At 69.3% G+C, this 15,665-nt stretch carries 19 protein-coding genes; 3 read left to right on the top strand and 16 right to left on the bottom strand.

Features of this window, described 5'->3' with window-relative positions:
• The first annotated feature begins 79 nt into the window (after window positions 1-79).
• The 3 genes from AC08OQ_RS04705 (at window position 80) to AC08OQ_RS04695 (ending at window position 1,288) form a co-directional block, all read left to right on the top strand.
• Window positions 80-652 carry a cob(I)yrinic acid a,c-diamide adenosyltransferase gene (locus tag AC08OQ_RS04705; protein ID WP_462186819.1) on the top strand — a complete coding sequence of 191 codons (573 nt, stop codon included), beginning with the start codon at window positions 80-82 and terminating at the stop codon, window positions 650-652.
• Window positions 653-728: 76 nt separating this feature from the next.
• Complete coding sequence (locus tag AC08OQ_RS04700; RefSeq protein WP_462186820.1) at window positions 729-950, top strand: hypothetical protein; 222 nt, start codon at window positions 729-731, stop codon at window positions 948-950.
• Window positions 947-1,288 carry a type II toxin-antitoxin system PemK/MazF family toxin gene (locus tag AC08OQ_RS04695; RefSeq protein ID WP_476600388.1) on the top strand — a complete coding sequence of 114 codons (342 nt, stop codon included), beginning with the start codon at window positions 947-949 and terminating at the stop codon, window positions 1,286-1,288. The genes AC08OQ_RS04700 and AC08OQ_RS04695 overlap by 4 nt, the downstream gene beginning before the upstream one ends.
• A 77-nt stretch (window positions 1,289-1,365) precedes the next feature.
• On the opposite strand, the gene AC08OQ_RS04690 is transcribed toward AC08OQ_RS04695, so the two are convergent.
• From AC08OQ_RS04690 to rpmE, 16 genes are all read right to left on the bottom strand, one after another.
• Window positions 1,366-1,623, bottom strand: coding sequence for a F0F1 ATP synthase subunit epsilon (locus AC08OQ_RS04690; RefSeq protein WP_011438082.1), 258 nt, complete (start codon window positions 1,621-1,623; stop codon window positions 1,366-1,368).
• Window positions 1,623-3,062 carry a F0F1 ATP synthase subunit beta gene (gene atpD / locus AC08OQ_RS04685; protein WP_476600386.1) on the bottom strand — a complete coding sequence of 480 codons (1,440 nt, stop codon included), beginning with the start codon at window positions 3,060-3,062 and terminating at the stop codon, window positions 1,623-1,625. Before atpD ends, AC08OQ_RS04690 begins: the two co-directional genes overlap by 1 nt.
• A gap of 252 nt (window positions 3,063-3,314) precedes the next feature.
• The gene (locus tag AC08OQ_RS04680; RefSeq protein WP_476591847.1) at window positions 3,315-4,211 is read right to left on the bottom strand and encodes a F0F1 ATP synthase subunit gamma; all 897 of its coding nucleotides are present in this window, start codon (window positions 4,209-4,211) and stop codon (window positions 3,315-3,317) included.
• Window positions 4,212-4,214: 3 nt separating this feature from the next.
• A complete protein-coding gene (gene atpA / locus AC08OQ_RS04675) occupies window positions 4,215-5,873 on the bottom strand; it encodes a F0F1 ATP synthase subunit alpha (protein ID WP_476600384.1) in 1,659 nt (552 codons plus the stop codon).
• Between the two features lie 53 nt (window positions 5,874-5,926).
• Complete coding sequence (locus AC08OQ_RS04670; RefSeq protein WP_476600382.1) at window positions 5,927-6,769, bottom strand: F0F1 ATP synthase subunit delta; 843 nt, start codon at window positions 6,767-6,769, stop codon at window positions 5,927-5,929.
• A 2-nt stretch (window positions 6,770-6,771) separates the two neighbouring features.
• A complete protein-coding gene (locus tag AC08OQ_RS04665; RefSeq protein ID WP_462186549.1) occupies window positions 6,772-7,350 on the bottom strand; it encodes a F0F1 ATP synthase subunit B in 579 nt (192 codons plus the stop codon).
• A gap of 19 nt (window positions 7,351-7,369) precedes the next feature.
• A complete protein-coding gene (locus AC08OQ_RS04660; protein ID WP_462186548.1) occupies window positions 7,370-7,618 on the bottom strand; it encodes an ATP synthase subunit c family protein in 249 nt (82 codons plus the stop codon).
• Between the two features lie 72 nt (window positions 7,619-7,690).
• The gene (atpB, locus tag AC08OQ_RS04655) at window positions 7,691-8,581 is read right to left on the bottom strand and encodes a F0F1 ATP synthase subunit A (RefSeq protein WP_476600379.1); all 891 of its coding nucleotides are present in this window, start codon (window positions 8,579-8,581) and stop codon (window positions 7,691-7,693) included.
• A gap of 430 nt (window positions 8,582-9,011) precedes the next feature.
• On the bottom strand, window positions 9,012-9,248 hold the full coding sequence (locus AC08OQ_RS04650) for a hypothetical protein (protein ID WP_462202702.1): 237 nt from the start codon (window positions 9,246-9,248) through the stop codon (window positions 9,012-9,014).
• A 13-nt stretch (window positions 9,249-9,261) separates the two neighbouring features.
• The gene (locus AC08OQ_RS04645; RefSeq protein ID WP_462186547.1) at window positions 9,262-9,744 is read right to left on the bottom strand and encodes a Cg1360 family ATP-synthase-associated protein; all 483 of its coding nucleotides are present in this window, start codon (window positions 9,742-9,744) and stop codon (window positions 9,262-9,264) included.
• Window positions 9,741-10,850: an MraY family glycosyltransferase gene (locus AC08OQ_RS04640; protein WP_476600377.1), complete on the bottom strand. Its 1,110-nt coding sequence runs from the start codon at window positions 10,848-10,850 to the stop codon at window positions 9,741-9,743. Before AC08OQ_RS04640 ends, AC08OQ_RS04645 begins: the two co-directional genes overlap by 4 nt.
• 107 nt (window positions 10,851-10,957) lie before the next feature.
• Entirely contained in the window at window positions 10,958-12,214 is a 1,257-nt protein-coding gene (locus AC08OQ_RS04635) for a serine hydroxymethyltransferase (protein WP_462202700.1), read from the bottom strand.
• A gap of 286 nt (window positions 12,215-12,500) precedes the next feature.
• Entirely contained in the window at window positions 12,501-13,151 is a 651-nt protein-coding gene (locus tag AC08OQ_RS04630; RefSeq protein WP_476591839.1) for an L-threonylcarbamoyladenylate synthase, read from the bottom strand.
• Between the two features lie 34 nt (window positions 13,152-13,185).
• Window positions 13,186-14,196, bottom strand: a complete 1,011-nt coding sequence (gene prmC / locus AC08OQ_RS04625; protein ID WP_476600375.1) for a peptide chain release factor N(5)-glutamine methyltransferase — start codon at window positions 14,194-14,196, stop codon at window positions 13,186-13,188.
• A complete protein-coding gene (gene prfA / locus AC08OQ_RS04620; RefSeq protein ID WP_462186542.1) occupies window positions 14,193-15,266 on the bottom strand; it encodes a peptide chain release factor 1 in 1,074 nt (357 codons plus the stop codon). Before prfA ends, prmC begins: the two co-directional genes overlap by 4 nt.
• A gap of 128 nt (window positions 15,267-15,394) precedes the next feature.
• On the bottom strand, window positions 15,395-15,631 hold the full coding sequence (rpmE, locus tag AC08OQ_RS04615; RefSeq protein ID WP_476591837.1) for a 50S ribosomal protein L31: 237 nt from the start codon (window positions 15,629-15,631) through the stop codon (window positions 15,395-15,397).
• Window positions 15,632-15,665: the final 34 nt, after the last annotated feature.

Below are 15,665 nucleotides of genomic sequence, written 5' to 3'. Positions count from 1 at the left end.
CCCCGACGACGCGACCGCGCTCTACGCCCGGATCTGACAACCCGGGCCGCGCGGTCAACGACTGCCTAGAGTGGTCCCCATGGCAGTGCACCTGACTCGGATCTACACCCGCACCGGGGATGACGGTACGACGGCGCTGGGCGACATGTCGCGGGTGGCGAAGACCGATCCGCGGCTGGCTGCCTATGCCGACGTAGATGAGGCGAACGCCGCGATCGGCGTGGCACTTGCCCTCGGCGGGCTTCCCGACGAGCTGCGGGCGGTGCTCGGCCAGATCCAGAACGACCTCTTCGACGTCGGCGCGGATCTGTGCACCCCGGTCGATCCGGCGCCGGCCTACCCACCCCTGCGGATCACCGAGGCCTACGTGGAACGGCTCGAGGAGGCGTGCGACCGTTTCAACGCCGGCCTGCCGAAGCTGGCCTCCTTCATTCTTCCGGGAGGGACTCCCGGGGCTGCGCTGCTGCATGTCGCCCGCACGGTCGTCCGCCGGGCGGAACGGTCCATCTGGGCCCTCCTCGAGGCCGAGCCGGACCGCACCGGCCCGCTGCCGGCCCGCTATCTCAACCGACTGTCGGATCTGCTGTTCATCCTCGCCCGGGTGGCGAACCCTGAGGGGGACGTGCTCTGGCGCCCCGGGGCGCACGCCTGAGACCCGCTCGATACCCGAGGGTCGACAAGTCAGTCAACCGAATTGTAGACTGACGATCATGAGTACCACGGTGCGCGTGAGTGACAGGACGCGGCAACGGGTCGCGGCCATGGCCGCGACCACCGGTCAGCAGATGCAGACGATCATCGACGAGGCCGTCGAGGCCTACGAGCGCGAGCTGTTCTGGCGCGGCTTCGAGGAGGGGTACGACCGCCTCGCGGCCGACCCGCTCGCCTGGGACGAGCTCGGTGCCGAGCGCTCCGCCGAGGCGGGGGCGCTGCGGGACGGCCTGGAGTGATCTCACCTCGCCGCGGCGAGGTATGGCTGGTCGACTTCGGTGAGCCGATCGGCCACGAGCAGGGGTTGTGTCGTCCGGCGGTGGTCGTGTCCGCCGACCGGCTCAACCGCAGCCGGGCCGGGCTGTCCATCGTCGTACCCGTCACCAGAACCCGCCGCGGGCTGCCCTCCCACGTCGAGCTCGCGCCCGGCGGCACCGGTCTGCGCGAGACAAGCTACGCAAAGGTCGAGGACGTGAAATCGGTGTCCCAGCATCGCTTCGGTCGCCGGCCCGGCGTCGTGGGTCCCGATCATCTGCTGTGGATGACCGAGGCCCTGCAGTTTCTGTTAGGTAGGTAGAGCCTGTCGCGGACCTGTGACGTGACGCGAAAGGCGCGTCCCCCGATGCGGGGAACGCGCCCTTGGCCGCAGGAAACTCAGGTCAGCTTCGCGGTCTCGGCAAGGATGCTGACACCCTGGTGTGTCACCGAGATGAAGCCGCCGTCCACCGAGGCCGAGATCTCCCGGCCACCGGTCTTGACCCGGACCGTCCCGCCGGGCGCCAGCAGACCCAGCAGCGGCACATGGCCGGGCAGCACGCCGAGATCACCGTCGGTGGTCCGGGCGACGACCATGTCGGCGTCGCCGGACCACACCTCCTGCTCGGGCGAGACAATCGCCACCCGGATCGGCATTACAGGTTCTCCGCGTTCTTCTCCGCGTCCTCGATGCCACCGCACATGAAGAACGCCTGCTCCGGCAGGTGGTCGAAGTCGCCCTGGGTGAGCCGCTTGAACGAGTCGATCGTCTCGTCGAGCGGGACGAACTTGCCGGGGATGCCGGTGAACTGCTCGGCCACGAAGAACGGCTGCGACAGGAACCGCTGGATCCGCCGCGCCCGGTTGACGAGGATCTTGTCCTCTTCGGAGAGCTCATCGATACCGAGGATGGCGATGATGTCCTGCAGGTCCTTGTATCGCTGCAGAATCCGCTGCACCTCACGGGCCGTGTCGTAGTGCTCCTGCCCGAGATAGCGCGCGTCCAGGATCCGGGAGTTGGAGTCGAGCGGGCTCACCGCCGGGTAGATACCCAGGTCGGAGATGGCCCGGTCGAGCACGGTGGTGGCGTCGAGGTGGGTGAACGTCGTCGCCGGCGCCGGGTCGGTCAGGTCGTCCGCGGGCACGTAGATGGCCTGCAGCGAAGTGATCGAGTGGCCCCGGGTGGAGGTGATGCGCTCCTGGAGCACACCCATCTCGTCGGCCAGCGTCGGCTGGTAACCGACGGCGCTGGGCATCCGGCCGAGCAGCGTGGAGACCTCGGATCCGGCCTGGGTGAACCGGAAGATGTTGTCGATGAACAGCAGCACGTCCTGCTTCTGGACGTCCCGGAAGTACTCGGCCATCGTGAGCGCGCCGAGCGCGACCCGCAGCCGGGTACCCGGCGGCTCGTCCATCTGGCCGAACACCAGCGCGGTGTCCTCGATGACGCCGGCCTCGGTCATTTCCAGGAACAGGTCGTTGCCCTCACGGGTGCGCTCGCCGACCCCAGCGAACACCGAGACGCCACCGAACTCCTTGGCGACCCGACGGATCATCTCCTGGATGATGACGGTCTTGCCGACGCCGGCACCGCCGAACAGGCCGATCTTCCCACCGCGCACGTACGGCGCGAGCAGGTCGATGACCTTGATGCCGGTGGTGAACATCTCGGTCTTCGACTCGAGCTGGTCGAACGCCGGCGCCAGCCGGTGGATCGGCCAGCGCGTCTCGGCCTCGGTCTGCTTCACGTCGAGCGGCGTGCCGAGCACGTTGAACACGTGGCCCTTGGTGGCGTCGCCGACCGGGACCGAGATCGGCGCGCCGGTGTCGCGGACGGGCGCGCCCCGGACGAGACCGTCGGTCTGCTGCATGGAGATGGCCCGCACGGTGTTGTCACCGATGTGCTGGGCGACCTCGAGCGTCAGCGTCAACGTCTCGTCGCCGATGGTCCGGTCGACCTGGAGCGCCTGATAGATCTCGGGAAGCTCGTCGGGAGCGAACTCCACGTCGACGACCGGTCCGATGACTCGGGCGACCCGGCCGATCCCCGGGGTCCGGCCCTCCGCCGTGGCTGGCGAGCTGGTGGTGACGGTCATGGCGTCCTCAGTTTCCCATCAATGCCCGTCGCCGCAGCCTCGGGCTCGCGTTCGCTGGCACCTGGGGCGGAGCGGTTCGCGTCGTGCGCGCTCCGCCTTCGGCGTCGTCCTTCTGCGTTCTGTTGTCGATGTCCGCATCGGTTCCGCTCGGTGTCACCCATTGTGGTTACCCATTGTGTCCGGCGGCGTGAAGACGGGAATGGCGATGACATCGCTCGACATCGCTCCCGCTCCTCGCGCCGCCCGCCCACGTCAGGCTCCCGAGGCCAGGGCGTTGGCGCCACCGACGATCTCGGAGATCTCCTGGGTGATGGCGTCCTGCCGGGCCCGGTTGGCCTGCCGGGTGTATCTCTTGATGAGGTCCTCGGCGTTATCCGTGGCTGACTTCATGGCCCGCTGCCGCGCCGCCGACTCCGACGCCGCCGACTCGAGCAGCGCCGCGTAGAGCCGGCTTTCCACGTAGCGGGGCAGCAACGCGTCAAGCACCCCTTCGGCGGAGGGCTCGAACTCGTACTGGGGCAGCGGGCCGCCGCGCGGCGGTTCGTCGGTCTCGGTGAGCACCATCGGCAGCAGCCGGCGGGCGACCGGCGTCTGGGTGATGGCGCTGACGTACTCCGTGTGGACGACGTGGATCTCGTCCACTCCGCCGTTCTCGCTCGTGTCGATGAAGGCCGCGATGAGCGCGTCCGCGACCGACTTGGCGTCCGCGTACGACGGCTGCTCGGAGAAGCCGGTGTACTCGCCGCTCATCGCACGACCTCGGAAGCGGTAGTAGCCCGTCCCCTTGCGGCCGACGACGTGCAGGTCGGTCTCCTTGCCCTCCGAACGCAGCAGCTCGACGAGTTCGCCGGTGCGCCGCAGCGCGTTCGAGCTGTACCCGCCGGCCAGCCCCCGGTCGCTGGTGATCACCACGACCGCGGCCCGGGTCGCCCCGGGCCGCTCGGTGGTGAGCGGGTGGTCGATCGTGGTCTGCGCCGCGACCGCCTCGATCACCCTGGTGATCTCCTCGGCGTAGGGGCGGGCGGCGGCGACCCGCGCCCGCGCCTTGGCGATGCGGGAAGCCGCGATCAGCTCCATCGCTCGGGTGATCTTCTTCGTCGACTGCACCGACCGGATGCGCCGCCGGTACTCACGAAGCTGGCCCGCCATGGGTCAGCCCTCGTCGTCTTTGTGCACCGCGGGTCGGTGCACCGGGATCGACTCCTGCCGCACCAGCCCCGGGTCGAGCGGGCTCGGCACCGGCTCGTTGACCAGCGGCTGGCCGTCGGACAACGTGAACTGGTTCTTGAACTCCGCGATGGCCGGCTCCAGCACGGCGATCGTGTCGTCGCTGAGCTTGCCGGTGGTCACGATCGCGTCGTACACCTGCGGGTAGGACCGGCCGACGAAGTCGAGGAACTCCGACTCGAAGCGACGGATGTCCGACACCGGCACGTCGTCGAGCTTGCCAGTGGTCCCGGCCCAGATCGACACGACCTGGCGCTCGACCGGGAAGGGCTGGCCCTGCGGCTGCTTGAGCAGCTCGACCAGGCGGGCGCCGCGGGCGAGCTGGTCCCGCGAAGCCTTGTCCAGGTCGGAGCCGAAGGCCGAGAACGCCTCGAGCTCGCGGTACTGGGCGAGGTCCAGCCGCAAGCGGCCGGCGACCGACTTCATCGCCTTGACCTGCGCGCTGCCGCCGACCCGGGATACCGAGGTGCCGACGTTGATGGCCGGGCGGACACCCTGGTTGAACAGGTCGGACTCTAGGAAGATCTGCCCGTCGGTGATCGAGATGACGTTCGTCGGGATGTAGGCCGAGATGTCGTTGGCTTTCGTCTCGATGATCGGCAGTCCGGTCAGCGACCCGCCACCGAGCTCGTCAGAGAGCTTGGCACAGCGCTCCAGCAGCCGGGAGTGCAGGTAGAACACGTCACCCGGGTAGGCCTCCCGGCCCGGCGGGCGGCGCAGCAGCAGCGAGATCGCCCGGTATGCCTCCGCCTGCTTGGACAGGTCGTCGAAGACGATGAGCGCGTGCTGGCCGTTGTACATCCAGTGCTGGGCGATCGCCGAGCCGGTATAGGGCGCGATGTACTTGAAGCCCGCCGGCTCGTCGGCCGGCGCCGCCACAATCGTGGTGTAGGCCAGCGCGCCGGCCTCCTCGAGGGTGTTCACCACCTCGCGGATCGTCGACTTCTTTTGGCCGACGGCCACGTAGACGCACTTGACCTGCTTCGACGGGTCGCCAGAGGCCCAGTTGTCCCGCTGGTTGATGATCGTGTCGATGGCCACCGTCGTCTTGCCAGTCTGCCGGTCACCGATGATCAGCTGACGCTGACCGCGACCGATGGCCGTCATCGCGTCGATCGCCTTGATGCCGGTCTGCAGGGGCTCCTTCACCGGCTGGCGCTGGACGACCGTCGGCGCCTGCAGTTCCAGCACCCGGGAGCCCTCGGCCACGATCTTCCCGAGGCCGTCGATCGGCCGCCCGAGCGGGTCGACGACCCGGCCGAGGAAGCCGTCACCGACGGGGGCGGAGAGGATCTCGCCGGTGCGGCGGACCTCCTGCCCCTCCTCGATGTGCTCGGAGTCACCCAGGAGGACGGTTCCGATCTCACCGACCTCGAGGTTCAGCGCGAGCCCCAGAACGCCCCCGTGGAACTCCAGCAGCTCGTTGGTCATCGTGTGCGGAAGACCCTCGACCCGGGCGATGCCGTCACCGGTGACGACGACCCTGCCGACCTCCTCCCGCTCACCGGAGGTGGCCTGGAAGGAGTCGACGTACTCCCGGAGGGCGTCGCGAATCTCCTCCGGCCGAATGGACAGCTCAGTCATCGCTTTGTCCTTCATGGCTGGCATGGATCTGGTCGGGACTGGTCACGGCGCTCCTACCGAAGCAGGCCGCGCCGGGCGGTGGTGAGCCGGCGGAGAACGCTGCCGTCCACCACCTCGTCGCCGACCCGCACGACGACACCGCCGAGAACAGTTGGGTCAAGATCGGTCTGCAGCTGGATCTGCCGGCCGAAGTAGCCGCTGATCGCGCCGCGCAGGCGCTCAACCTGGCCGGCGTCCAACGGGATCGCGGTACGCACGACGGCCACCACCCGACCGCGCCGGGCAGCCGCGATGCGGCTGTAGTGCTCCAGCCGACCCGCGACGTCGCCCTGCGCCCGGTCGGCCACCGCCTGCTGAACCAGCTGGACAGTGACCGGGTGCACCCGCCCAACCAACAGCCGGTTCACCAACACGGCCTTCGCCGAGGCCGGCGCCGCCGGGTCGGTCAGCGCCAGCGCGAGCTGTGGGTTCTGGTCCAGGATACGGCCGAAGCGGAAAAGCTCGTCCTCCACCTCGTCGAGCGCACTGGTGACGTCAGCCTGAGCGAGTAGCGCCTCGACACTGAGCTCCTCCAGGGCCTGACGCAGGTCCCCCGGCCGCGACCAGCGGCTCTGCACCACGCTGTCGACCACTTTCAGGGTGGGCTCGCTGACCTGGCCGGCCAGCAGCCGGCGGGCGAGCCCGACCCGCGACGGCCCCGGGGCCCCCGGGTCGGTCAGTGCCCGGCGCACCGTCGCTTCCCGCCCGATCAGGGCGGCGACCGCACGCAGTTCCTCGGCGATCCGGTCGGCGTCGGGAACCCGCGCGGCCCGTCGCGGGCCACCCACCGGGATGGCCGTCACCTGGTCGAGCACGGCACGGGCCACTGCCAACGAGCGTCGGCTGGCGCCCTCCACCGTCAGCCTCCCAGCCCGGACGCGGTGCTGGCCGGCCGCGGCCCGGCCTCCAGACCCGCGATGAAGTCGTCGACAAGCTGACGCTGCCGGGCGTCGTTCTGCAGCTCATGCCCGACTATCTTGGTGGCGAGCTCGACCGCGAGCGTGCCGACCTCGCGCCGGACCTGGGCGACGACCTGCGACCGCTCGGCCGCCAGCGACGCCTCGGCCCGATCGCGCAACTCGGCGACCTCCCGCTGGGCGTCGGTCCGTAGTTCGTCGATGATTACCCGCGCCTGGGCGTGCGCATCCTCCCGGATACGGGCCGCCTCGGCACGCGCCTCGGCGAGCTGGGCACGGTACTGCTCGAACAGCGCCTGCGCCTCACGCTGGGCCTGCTCGGCCCGACGCAGTCCGCCCTCTACGCGTTCGGTCCGATCGGCGTAGGTCTTGCGGATCTGCGGATAGATCTTCCAGAAGAAGAATCCAACCAGGACACCGAAGGCCAGCAGCCCGACGATCAGTTCAGACAACGGCGGCACGAGGACGTTTTCCTCGTGCGTGCCCACTTCCTCGGCGGCGAGGATGACAGAGGAGTACACCTGATATCCCTGTGCCGGATCAGGTGAACACGAAGGGGACGACGAAGCCGATCAGAGCCAAGGCCTCGACCAGCGCGAACCCGATAAGCATGTACCGGAAAGCAACCTGCTCCGCCTCGGGCTGGCGGGCGATCGCCTGGATGCCGAGTCCGAAGATGATGCCGACGCCGATACCGGGACCGAGAGTGGCGATGCCGTAGGCGACCGTCCCGATGTTGCCGCTGATGGCGTCTTCAGCGGCCAGCAACGTGGACGCGGTAAGAGACATCGTGAAATCCGTCCTTCTAAAGTCGGTGCACCGGGACCGTCTCCGCGGTGCGGGTACGTCGAGAGGAAGATGTCAGGCCCGTGCCACCGCCGGTTGCGCCGGCGTGGCAAACGAAGTCGTCTCCGAGCTCGGTTCGTGCCCGTGGACCGGTGGATGGTCCGTGGCGTGGTCACCGCCACCGTGCGACGAGATAGCACCGCCAATGTAGGCGGCCGTCAGGATGGTGAAGATGTACGCCTGCAAAAGGTCGATCACCAGTTCGAAGCCGGTCAGGACGACGAACATCAGCCCGGAGAAGATGCCGAAGATGAACTGCGGCTTCGGTAGCAGGTAGTCGGCCCCGAGCGCGAACACCAGTAGCAGCATGTGGCCGGCGAACATGTTGGCGAAGAGCCGGATGGCGAGGGTGGCCGGCCGCACGACGAGGGTCGAGAAGAACTCGATCGGCGCCAAGATCAGTTTGACACCGAAGGGCGCGTCCGGTGCTGGTACAAGCATGTTCTTGAAATACGCTCCGGCCCCATGCTCGCGGATTCCGACCACATTGAAAATGGCCCAGCTGATCAGAGCCAAAATCATCGGCAGAGCAATACGCGAGGTCGTCGGGAACTGGGCCACGGGGATGATGGCCATGACGTTCGAGACCAGGATGAAGCAGAAGAGGATCATCAGGTACGGCGAGAAGACTCGGCCGCGCTCCCCGATGACGTCTCGGGAGATCTGCTGGTCGACGAAGTCGTAGATGGACTCGCAGAAATTCTGGAGCCCCCGCGGGACCAGCGCGGCCCGACGGAATCCAAGCCAGAGGAAAAGGCCCACGAAGATCGCGACGAACAGGGTGAGCGCCGACCACTTGTTGAAGTAGAGGTCACCGATCTCAAACCAGTTCTTCGGCCTGAAAACCTCGGAAGTCGGCCCGTGGAAGCCGTCGTCGGCCGCCGCGAACACCGAACCGCTCGGCACTTCCGACACCTCCATGATCATTCAACAACGTCAAAGTTCGCAATCACCTACGACCAGGTCGGCCTCACCCTATACGGGTGAGGCCCCTCCGGGTAGAGGAGCGAAAGCCAGGCGGCCACCGCCTGGCATCCCGATCCCTACCCTCCACCCACGAGGCCCCGTCAGGGCCCGTCCCATGCGGAAACGAAAGGGGACAACCAGCGGCGAGCGGCACCCAGGGCGCCTGCCCGACACCGCCGATGCTATCCGCCTGGACGCTGCGAGGCATCAATTACACACGAGAGATCTTCGACAAACTGTCGAAGATCACCGTCCGTAAATTTGATGGCAATTTTGTTACCTAGAGTGACTTTACTTCCATCTACACACCGTCATCAACGGACACCGAAGCGATAAATGACCAGGTAGAGTGCTTCCGCAATTCCGACAATCAGTCCAATGGGGAAAAAAGGGCTTGAAACCCCAGTAGCCGATCAAGGCCAAAACCGGCCAGTCCCCAGAAGCCGGCTCCCGCCACAAGCGTGCCCACGATGCCCCAGGCCTCGCCGGCGGGCGGCGCCAGTGCGCGGCCCAGGTTGCGACCCGGGCCCTCGGGCACCCGCGAGCCGCCACCGCCGGTCCCGGTCGAGCTCTCCCCCGACCGGTCGTCCGCGCTCTGGTCGGGCATGGAACCCACCTCGTCACCGCCCCTCGACCGGCGCCGGCCCGGCTGCCGGCCCCTGCGGCACGTCCGGCTCGGCCTCGGCGCTCGGCACCGTGGCCGGAATCCCCGGTTCGTAGAACGGCACCCGCAGCCGGGCCGCCGACCACACTTCGGCGCCGACCCAGCACAGCGTGCCCGCCACGATTGACCAGGCGAACGACGGCAGATTCACGGCGGTGGTGCCCTCCAGGGCCACCAGGACGACACCCAAGGTCACAACCTTCACCGCGTAGACGCCCAGCGCGACCGGCAGCAGCGCCGTCGTGCCGATCCGCCGGCCGATCGCCACCAGTGCCACCTTGCCCGCCGCGAAGAAGGTGCTGACCAGGCCAACTCCCAGGGCCGCGCCGAGGAAACCCGCCCCGCCCCGCGCCACCCCGGCGATCACGAGCGTCGGCACGGCCAGCGCGAGCATGGTCCACAGCCCGGCGCGCAACGTCGGCGCCGCGACGCCGGTCACGCCCGCCGCCCCGTACGCTGGGTGCCGAGGAGCAGGGCTACCAGGGCCGCGAGGCCCACTCCGACGGTGGCAGCCAAGATTGGCCACGGGGAGTCGGAGAACGACGCGGCGACACCTCCGAACCCGACCAGAGCCGCCCAGAAGTACATGAAGAGAACCGCCCTCACGTGCGAATTACCGATTTCCAGCATACGGTGGTGGAGATGCATCTTGTCCGCCGCGAACGGCGAGCGCCCCGCCCTCGTCCGCCGGACGACCGCGAGCCCGAGGTCGAGGAACGGAACGGCGAGCACGGCCAGGGGTATCGCCAACGGGATCAGTGACGGGTACGACCGTGAGGGTCCAACGTAACCCCCGTAGGCCACCTGACCGGTCACGGAGATCATCGATGCGGCCGACAGCAGGCCGATGAGCATCGAGCCCGAGTCCCCCATGAACAGCCGGGCCGGATTGAAATTGTGCGGCAGGAACCCGATGCAGACCCCGGCGGTCACGGCGGCCAGGAGCGCCGCCGGGGAGGCCCGGTAGAAGCCGTTGATCACTGCGATCTGATAGGCGAAGTAGAAGGTCGCGCCGGCGGCGATCGCCGCGACACCCGCCGCGAGGCCGTCCAGGCCGTCGATGAAGTTCATCGCGTTGATAAGCACGACCGTGGCGAGGATGGACAGCGGGACCGCGGTCTCCGGTCCCAGGCTCAGCGTCGTCTCGCTGTCCCGATCGATCGCGAACGTCCATTGGACACCGAGGAGCACCATAATGCCGGCCGTGGCGACCTGCCCGGCCAGTTTGGTCAGGGAGTCCAGTTCCCATCGGTCGTCGGCGACGCCGAGCAAGCAGATCAAGGTGCCGGCGACGAGCACCGCCCGGATCTCCGACCAGTCCTGGGAGACCACCGACAGGAACGGCAGGCGGTCCGCCACCCCGAACCCGGCGTAGAGCCCGGCAAGCATGGCCAGGCCCCCCAGCCGGGGCGTCGGGGTGGAGTGGACGTCGCGGGCACGTACCCCGGCGACGGCACCGATACGCATGGCGAAGACGCGTGCCACCGGCGTGGCGAGAAAGGTCACCGCCGCCGAGACCACGAAGACGAGCAGGTACTCGCGCACCGTCGGGCATCTCCCGCCTGCCGGACCCGGATCCGGCTACTGCCGCCTGCTGCCGCCTACTGACGCGGCTGTGCGGAACCTCTTGATCCCCTACCGCGGATAGGCCCCTACCGCGGATAGGCCGGATGCCGGGCGACAAGCGCGGACACCGCCGCCGCCACGTCGGCGGCGGTGTCCGGCTCACGCACCGCGTGGGCGATCAGCCCCGCGATCTCCTTCATCTCCCCCTCGCCCATCCCCTGGGTGGTGACCACCGGGGTTCCTACCCGGATGCCGGAGGAGATCGCGGGCGGCTGCGGGTCATAGGGAATGGCGTTCTTGTTCAGGGTGATGCCGGCCGCGTCGCAACGCGCCTCGGCTTCCTTGCCACTGACTCCGAGTTCCCGCAGGTCGAGCAGGGCGAGATGGGTGTCGGTGCCACCGGCGACGGGCCGGATGCCCTCGGCAGCGAGCCCGTCGGCGAGCCGCTGCGCGTTGGCCACCACCTGGCGAGCGTACTGCGCGTAAGCGGGCGAGGCCGCCTCTCGCAACGCGACGGCCTTCGCCGCGACCGCGTGCATCAGCGGGCCACCCTGGCTGAACGGGAACACGGCCTTGTCGATGCGGGAGGCCAGCTCCTCGCGCGCGAGGATCATGCCCCCCCGCGGGCCGCGCAACACCTTGTGGGTGGTGAAGCTGACGACGTCGGCGTAGGGCACGGGGCTCGGGATCGCGCCCCCGGCGACCAGACCGATGAAGTGCGCCGCGTCCACCATCAGCCACGAACCAACCTCGTCGGCGATCGAGCGGAACGCGGCGAAGTCGATCAGACGTGGGTAGGCCGTCGCCCCACAGATGATCATCTTGGGCCGGTGCTGGCGGGCGAGCTCCCGCACCTGGTCGTAGTCGATCAGCTCGGTGTCCTCCCGCACGCCGTAGGCCACCACGTTGAACCACTTACCGGAGAAGCTCACTTTGCTGCCGTGGGTGAGGTGACCGCCATGCGGCAACGACATCGCCAGGACTGTGTCACCGGGCGTGAGTAGCGCCGCATACACCGCGAAGTTCGCCGACGAGCCCGAATGCGGTTGCAGGTTGGCGTGCTCCGCGCCGAAGAGCTGCTTCGCCCGGGCGATGCCGATCTCCTCGGCCCGGTCGACCACCTGGCAACCGCCGTAGTAACGCCGACCCGGATACCCTTCGGCGTACTTGTTCGACAACGTCGAGCCCAGCGCCGCCAGCACCGCCGGGGACGTGAAGTTCTCGCTCGCGATGAGTTGCAGGCCGCCGCGCAGCCGGTCCAGCTCATCGAGGACCACCTCCGCGATCTCCGGATCCGTCGCGCTCAGCTGGTCGAAGTCCGGGCCCCAGAACGGGGTGCTCATGACGTTCCTAACCTCCTGCGCTAGAACGGCGACCGCGCTGGAACGGCAACCGTGCCACAACCGGCAACCGATGACCGGTGCCGCCGCGCGGGCAGCCCGGTCACCCCATGCTCCTCTGGCCCGGGAACACCATCCACCCGGATCTACCCGAAGCCACCCGCTGTGACCATCGCCCCCGCGACCCGGTTCAGGATCGTACGGGACTCTCCCGCCGGGACGATCAGCGGCGTCAGGCCCACCCCACGCCGGCCCGTCCGGACCCCGGGCCCGGCTCCAGTTCACGGGCTCACCGGTTCACGGGCTCCCGGACCAGCGGCAACACTGCACGCAGCGCGGTGAGATCAATCGCACCGCTGCGCAGTACAACGGGCACCTCCTCGGTGCAGTCGACGATGGTCGAGGGGACGGCGGCCGGGCACGGTCCCCCGTCGAGATAGACACCCGCGGCACCGCCGAGCTGGTGCAGCGCCTCGTCGATCGTCGTCGCCGGAGGCTGGCCGCTGATGTTCGCGCTGGAGACGGCCATCGGCCCGGTCCGACCCAGCAGCTCGATCGCCACCGGGTGCAGCGGCATGCGCACCGCCACCGTGCCCCGGCCCTCCCCGAGATCCCAGCGCAGCGACGGGGTGTGCCGGACTACCAGCGTCAGCCCGCCCGGCCAGAATGCGGTGATCAGCTCCCGGACCTGGGGAGTCATCCGCTCGATCAGCCCGTCGAGGGTGCGCCAGGAGCCGACCAGGACCGGGACCGGCATGTTCCGGCCACGTCCCTTTGCCGCCAGCAGCGAGGCCACCGCGTCCCGGTCGAAGGCATCGGCGCCCAGCCCGTAGAGCGTGTCGGTGGGGAGCACAACCAGCCCACCCCGGGCGACGGTGCTGACCGCCGCGTCGAGACCGCGGGCCCGCTCCCGTTCGTCGGAGCAGTCGAAACGTTCCATTGCCCGTCCTCTTCTCAAGGATCAGGGTTCGTCCTCAGGATCGGGGCTCGCGGGACGCCCCGCGCTGGCCGGTGACGAACCGGTCCCGGCCGGCCAAGTCCCGATGATCCGCCACGTGCGACCAGCGGCCATCGGCGCGAAGCAGCTCGGGCGCCGACACCCCGTGGCCGTCGGCGTGTTCGATGACGAGTAGACCGCCTGGCCGCAGGAGCCGCGCCGCCACCCCGACAACCGTGCGCACCACGTCGAGCCCGTCGGGCCCTCCCCACAGGGCGCGGGCCGGATCATGCTCGCCCACCTCGGGCTCCACCGTGTGGCGGTCGGAGTCGGGGAGGTACGGCGGATTGCTGATGATCAGGTCGACCGTCCCGGCGAGTCGGGTGAGCGGCTCGGGCAGCGCCGCGGCGATGTCGGCTGCGTGCGCCGTCACGGGAAGACCGGTGTCGGCAATGTTGCGTCGCAGCCAGACCACCGCCGCCGGGTCGACCTCCACGGCGTGCACCCTCGCGCCGGGCAGCTCCGCCGCCAGGGACAGCGCGATCGCCCCCGAGCCCGCGCACAGATCGACGCACAACGGTCCCGGCTGCCGGGCCCCGGTGAGCCCGGCGGGCCCGGTGAGCGCCCATTCGACGACAGACTCCGTCTCAGGCCTCGGGATGAAGACCCCGGGGCCGACGGTGAGCTCGAGGTGGCGGAAGCCGGCGACACCGGTCAGGTGCTGCAGCGGCACCCGTTGCGCACGCCTGGCCACGAGCTCGTCCAGCCGCCGCGCCGCTGCCGCCGTGACGTCGTCGAGCAGTGCCAGCCGGCCGCGGGGCACCGCGAGCACGAAGGCGGCGAGCTGCTCGGCGTCGGCACGGGGGCTCGCCACCCCGGCCGCACGCAACCGGTCGGTCGCCGCCGCCAACCACGCGCCCAGCGGTGTCAGGTCGGCCGCGTGGCGCACCGGGCTCAGGGGATCCGCGGAGCCCGAATGTGGGGACGCGCCCCGGCCCGGCTGCTCCGTGCCCCGAGAGCGCCCCTGCACGGCCGACGGGCCGGTCATGACGCCTGAGCCGCCAGCCGCGCGTCGAGGTCCGCGGCGGCCAGCGCGTCGAGGACCTCGTCGAGCTCCCCGTCGAGCACCTGGTCGAGGTTGTGTGCCTTGTAGCCGACCCGATGGTCGCTGATCCGGTTCTCGGCGAAGTTGTAGGTCCGGACCCGCTCCGACCGGTCCACCGTGCGGACCTGGCTGGCACGCGCCAGCGACGCCTCCGACTCGGCCTTCTCCCGGGCCGCCCCGAGCAGGCGGGCCCGCAGGATCCGCAGCGCGGACTCCTTGTTCTGTAGCTGGCTCTTCTCGTTCTGGCAGGAGACGACCACACCGGTCGGGATATGGGTGATCCGGACCGCGGAGTCCGTGGTGTTGACGCTCTGCCCACCGGGGCCGGACGAGCGGAACACGTCGATGCGCAGGTCGTTCGGGTCGATCTCGACATCAACCTCCTCGGCCTCCGGAAGCACCAGGACCCCGGCTGCCGAGGTGTGGATACGTCCGGCGGACTCGGTGACGGGCACCCGCTGGACGCGGTGCACCCCGCCCTCGAAGCGCAGCCGGCCGTAGACGCCGTCCCCGGGGCCCGCGGGTCCCCGGGCCTTCACCGCCACGCTGACATCACGATAACCGCCGAGGTCGGAGGGGTTGGCGTCGAGGATCTCGGTCTTCCAGCCGCGCCGTTCGGCATAGCGCAGGTACATCCGGAGCAGGTCTCCGGCGAACAGCGCCGATTCTTCGCCACCGGCGCCGGCCTTGACCTCGAGGATGGCGTCCCGGGCGTCGTCCGGGTCAATCGGGACGAGGTAGGCCCGCAGTCGGTCGTTGAGCCGGGCCAGCTCCCCGCCGAGATCATGGACCTCGTCCCGGAACGACGGGTCCAGCGCCGCGAGCTCGCGGGCGGCAGCGAGGTCCCCCTCCACCCGGTCGAGCTCGCGCGCAAGATCCACGACCGGGGCGAGCTGCGCGTAGCGACGGCTCAGGGCGCGCGCCTTCGCGGGGTCGTTGTGCACCGCCGGGTCGGCGAGCTGCCCCTCGATCTCGGCGTGCTCGGCGATCAGGCCGTCGAGCGGGGACGTCATCGTGGTTCCTTCGCACGTCATGGTTCTGGAACACGTCACGGTTCCGGGAGAGGGTCGGTGGGACGGGTACCACCCGTCCCAGACGCAAACGGCGCCCGTCCGGAGTCCGAACGGGCGCCGCGGCCAAGCTACTTCGCGCCGCCGACCTTCTCGCCGGGGCGCCGCCGACCGAACCGGCGCTCGAACTTCTCGACCCGGCCGCCGACGTCGAGGATCTTCTGCTTGCCGGTGTAGAACGGGTGGCACTGCGAGCAGACCTCGGCGTTGACGACGCCGTTCTCCTTGGTGCTGCGGGTGGTGAAGGTGTTCCCGCAGGTACAGGTGACCGTCGTCTCGTGGTAGGTCGGGTGGACGTCAGACTTCATGATCCCTCTTTCGAAGTGGCCGCCGGGTCGTCGT

Source organism: Frankia sp. CcCS3 (assembly GCF_977927575.1).
This window is presented reverse-complemented; position numbering and strand designations above follow the sequence as displayed.